Source organism: Ramlibacter sp. (assembly GCF_028292805.1).
Lineage (GTDB): Bacteria > Pseudomonadota > Gammaproteobacteria > Burkholderiales > Burkholderiaceae_C > Ramlibacter.
The window spans coordinates 1-4,826 of record NZ_JAQGLS010000038.1; the positions used below are offsets into that span (position 1 = coordinate 1).

Genomic DNA, 4,826 nt, shown 5'->3' on the forward strand with positions numbered 1-4,826 from the left:
GCACCACGGTGGCGGACCGGATCGCGCCGGTGGCGCCGAGCGGGTGGCCCAGCGCGATGGCGCCACCCAGCGGGTTGACCTTGGCCGGATCCAGGCCCAGCGTGTTCATCACGGCCAGCGACTGGGCGGCGAAGGCTTCGTTCAGCTCGATCCAGTCCATGTCGTCCTGCTTGAGCCCCGCGGCCTTGAGCGCGGCGGGGATCGCCTGGATCGGGCCGATGCCCATGATGTGGGGCGGCACGCCGCGGCTGGCGTAGCTGACGAAACGGGCCAGCGGCTTCAAGTTGTAGCGCCTGAGCGCCGCCTCGCTCACCAGGATCAGCGCGCCGGCGCCGTCCGAGGTTTGCGAGCTGTTGCCGGCGGTCACGCTGCCGCGGGCCGCGAACACGGGCCGCAGCTTGCCCAGCGTTTCCACGGTGGTGTCGGGGCGGGCGCCTTCGTCGAGGGCGACGGTGCGGGAGGTGATGGCAACGTCGGCCGACTCGAGGTCGAGCGAACGTTCATCGACCTGGACGGCCGTGATTTCGTCGCTGAACTCGCCCGCCTTCATGGCGGCGATGGCGCGCATGTGCGACTGGTAGGCAAACTGGTCCTGGGCGTCGCGGCCGACGTTCCACTGGCGGGCGACCTTTTCCGCGGTCAGGCCCATGCCGTAGGCGATGCCGTAGCTTTCGATGTCGTCGGGGTTGGAGAAGATGGTGGGCGACAGCGAGGGCGAGTTGCCCATCATCGGCACCATGCTCATGCTCTCGGTGCCGGCGGCGATCATCACGTCGGCCTCGCCCACGCGAATGCGGTCGGCCGCCATCTGCACCGCGGCCAGGCCGGAGGCGCAAAAGCGGTTGACCGTGATGCCGCCGACGCTCTTGGGCAAGCCGGCCAGCACCGCGCCGATGCGGGCGACGTTCAGGCCTTGCGGCCCTTCGGGAATCGCGCAGCCGCAGATGATGTCCTCGATGGAATGCGGATCGAGCCCGGGCACCTGCGCCAGCGCCGAGCGCAGCACGGTGGCCAGCAGGTCGTCCGGCCGGGTGTTGCGAAAGAAGCCCTTGTGCGAGCGCCCGATGGGGGACCGGGTGGCCGCGACGATGTAGGCGTCCTGGATCTGTTTCACGAGAGGCTCCTGGTTTTCTCTAGGCTCCTTCCCCCCTCCGGGGGAAGGCTGGGATGGGGGCGCTCGCCCACCAGCCCAAGATGTTCAACGATGACTGTCAGCACGCCCTCGATGTTCCTGAGCGGCTCATGGGTGTCGAAACGCAGGACGTCACTCCGAGTTGCTCCATGCGAAGCCGAGACCAAGCTTGCGTTGCGAGTCAGTCATGCCGGCGGGCGGCGAGCGCGGATGGCATGGGGTGCTTGAAAAGGCTTGGTTTCGCATCGGAGCGCCCCCATCCTGACCTTCCCCGAAGGGGAAAGGAGGGATGTGAGTCGAATCAATTGCGCACCGGCTTCCCGGTGCTCAGCATCCCCAGAATCCGCTCCTGCGTCTTGGGGTGCTGCACCAATTCGCAAAAGGCCCGCCGTTCCAGCGTCATCAGGTACTCCTCGCTCACCAGCGTGTTGGCGTCGACGTCGCCGCCAGTCACCACGTTGGCGATCATGGAAGCGATGCGGAAGTCGTGCCCGCTGATGAAGCCGCCGTCGCGCATGTTCACCAGCTGGCCCTGGATGGTCGCCTTGCCGCTGCGGCCGGCCACCGGGAACTGGCGCCTGTGCGGCGGGCGGTAGCCGGCGTCGTACAGAGACTTCGCCTGCTGCACCGCCACGTACAGCAGTTCGTCCTTGTGCGGCACAATGATGTCGCTGTCCAGCAGGTAGCCGAGCTTGCGCGACTCCAGCGCGCTGGTGCCCACCTTGGCCATGGCCGCGGCGGTGAAGCCTTCGGTCAGGAACTTGAGCAAATCCTTGTCGGTGCTGGTCGCCGCGTTCTCGGCGGCACGGCGCGCGATGTAAGCCAGGCCACCGGCGCCGGGCACCAGGCCCACGCCTACTTCGACCAGGCCCATGTAGCTTTCCATCGCGGCGACGCGCCTGGCCGAGTAGAGGGCAAGCTCGCAACCGCCCCCCAACGCCAGGCCACGGATGGCGGACACCACCGGCACGCTGGCGTAGCGCAGGCGCAGCATGGTCTGCTGCATGAAGCCTTCGGCGTCCTCGATGGCGGCCACGCCGACGGCGATGAACGCGGGCAAGGTCGACTCCAGGTCGGCGCCGGCACTGAAAGGCTCGTCGCCCGACCAGACCACCAGGCCCTGGTAGTCTTTCTCGGCCAGTTCCACCGCCTGCTGCAGGCCTTCGCACACCTCGGGACTGATGGTGTGCATCTTGGTCTTGAGGCTGGCGATCAGCACCTGGTCGTCCAGCGTCCACAGGCGGATGTTGCGGTCTTCGTGCAGCGTGGTGCCGGCCGCCTGGAAGCGGGGACCAGCCTCGCCGCGCAGCAGCTCGGGGAACAGCTGGCGCTCGTACACCGGCAGCACGCGGCGCGGCTCGAACTTGCCCGAAGTCGGGTTCCACGAGCCTTGCTCGGTGTGCACGCCACCGGCATCGGCGACCGGGCCCTTGAACACCCAGTCGGGCAGCGGCGCCTTCGACAGTGCCTTGCCGGCGGCTATGTCTTGCTGCACCCACTGCGCCACCTGCAGCCAGCCGGCCTCCTGCCACAGTTCGAACGGGCCTTGCTTCATGCCGAAGCCCCAGCGCATCGCCTGGTCGACGTCGCGCGCCGTGTCGGCGATGGTCGCCAGGTGCACGGCGGCATAGTGGAAGCCGTTGCGCAGGATCGACCAGAGGAACTGGCCTTGCGCGCCGGTGGCATTGCGCAGCAGCTGCAGGCGCTCGCCGGCCGGCTTTCTGAGCATGCGGCCATAGACTTCGTCGGCCTTCTGGCCGCCAGGCACGTACTCTTCGCTCTCGGCCTCGAAGCGCAGGATGTCGCGGCCGACCTTCTTGTAGAAACCCGCCTTGCTCTTCTGGCCAAGATAGCCTTTGGCCAGAAGCTTCGTCAGCACGGCCGGCGTGGCGAAGCTGGGATAGAACGGGTCGGTCTCCTCGCTCAGCGTGTCCTGCAGCGTCTTGATGACGTGCGCCATCGTGTCCAGGCCCACCACGTCCGCCGTGCGGAAGGTGCCGCTGGAGGCGCGGCCCAGCTTCTTGCCGGTGAGGTCGTCGACCACGTCGTAGGAGAGGCTGAACTTCTCCACCTCGCGCATCGTCCCCAGCATGCCGGAGATGCCCACGCGGTTGGCGATGAAGTTGGGCGTGTCCTTGGCCCGCACCACGCCCTTGCCCAGGCCGCTGGTGACGAAGCTTTCCAGGTCGTCCAGGATGGCAGGCTGCGTGGTCGGCGTCGCGATCAGCTCCACCAGGAACATGTAGCGCGGCGGGTTGAAGAAGTGGATGCCGCAAAAGCGCGGCTTGATGGACTCGGGCAGCGCTTCCGACAGCTTGGTGATCGACAGCCCCGAGGTGTTGGACGCGACGATCGCATGCGGCGCGATGTGCGCGGCGATCTTCTTGTACAGGTCCAGCTTCCAGTCCATGCGCTCGGCAATCGCCTCGATCACCAGGTCGCACTCGCCCAGCAGCGCCAGGTCCTCTTCGTAGTTGGCCTGCTGGATCAGCACGGCATCGTCGGCGACGCCCAGCGGCGGGGGCTTCTGCTTTTTCAGCGCCTCCACTGCCTTCGCGACGATGCCGTTCTTGGGACCGTCCTTGGCGGGCAGGTCGAACAGCACGACCGGCACCTTCACGTTCACGAGGTGGGCGGCGATCTGCGCGCCCATCACGCCGGCGCCGAGCACGGCCACCTTCTTCACCTGGAATCGGCTCATCGTCGTTGCTTTCAAGGTTGCACCCGGATCCAGGTCTGCGTGCGCCCGAACGGGCCGAACGAGCCGCGCACGTCGAGTTTGTTGCCGCCGTCCACCGGCGTCAGCCGCAGCGCGTACTCGCGGCCGTTTTCGGGGTCGAGGATCTTGCCGCCTTCCCAGACGTCCTTGCCCTCGGCCTTCCTGGCGCCGCGGATGATCTCCAGTCCCTGGATCGGCTTGCCCTTGCGCTCGTCGGAACACTCGTCGCAGACGGCGTCGGGCTTGGCATCCTTTGTCAGGCGCTTCTCGATCCGGCCCGTCAGCACGCCCGCGTTCTCGGCGATGCGGATTTCCGCCTTCGGCTCGCCGGTCTTGTCGTCGACGCTGCGCCAGACGCCCACCGGGGTGACCTGCGCGAAGGCCGCGGCATTGGCCGCCACCAGGGCGGCGGTCAGCAGGATCCGCTTCATGCCAGGGCCTCGTTGGTGTCCAGCAGGACCTTGACGCCGGAGCGCGCGGTCCGCATCAGCGTCGCCGTCTCGGGGAACAGCTTGGCGAAGTAGAAGCGCGCCGTCTGCACCTTGGCCTTGTAGAAGGGATCGGTGTTGCCGGCCCCGATCTCGCGCAAGGCCACCTGCGCCATGCGGGCCCAGAAGTAGCCGAACACCAGGTGGCCCAGCACGCGCAGATAGTCCACCGCGGCGCCGCCCACTTCGTCCGGGTCCTGCAAGCCCCTGAAGCCGATCTCGGTGGTGAACTTCGTCATCTGGTCGCCCAGATAAGCGATCGGGTTGATGAACTCCGCCATCTGCTCGTTCACGCCTTCTTCCTCCACCAGCTGCGCCACCAGCTTGCCGAACTTCTTGAGCGTGGCGCCGTTGTTGCCAAGCACCTTGCGGCCCAGCAGGTCGAGCGACTGGATGGTGTTGGTGCCTTCGTAGATCATGTTGATGCGGTTGTCCCGCACGAACTGCTCCATGCCCCATTCCTTGATGTAGCCGTGGCCGCCGAACA

General features: G+C 67.1%; 4 protein-coding genes. All 4 read right to left on the bottom strand.

Going from position 1 to position 4,826, the window contains the following annotated elements; all coding sequences use genetic code 11:
• Window positions 1–1,114 (bottom strand): acetyl-CoA C-acyltransferase (locus JWP65_RS01950; RefSeq protein ID WP_299759831.1); only part of this gene is annotated, 1,114 nt, incomplete at its 3' end.
• Between the two features lie 319 nt (window positions 1,115–1,433).
• Window positions 1,434–3,833: a 3-hydroxyacyl-CoA dehydrogenase/enoyl-CoA hydratase family protein gene (locus JWP65_RS01955; RefSeq protein WP_299759833.1), complete on the bottom strand. Its 2,400-nt coding sequence runs from the start codon at window positions 3,831–3,833 to the stop codon at window positions 1,434–1,436.
• 11 nt (window positions 3,834–3,844) lie between these two features.
• Entirely contained in the window at window positions 3,845–4,282 is a 438-nt protein-coding gene (locus JWP65_RS01960) for a DUF2147 domain-containing protein (protein WP_299759835.1), read from the bottom strand.
• Window positions 4,279–4,826, bottom strand: a 548-nt coding sequence (locus tag JWP65_RS01965; protein WP_299759837.1) for an acyl-CoA dehydrogenase C-terminal domain-containing protein, incomplete at its 5' end; no start/stop codon positions are given. The genes JWP65_RS01960 and JWP65_RS01965, both read right to left, overlap by 4 nt.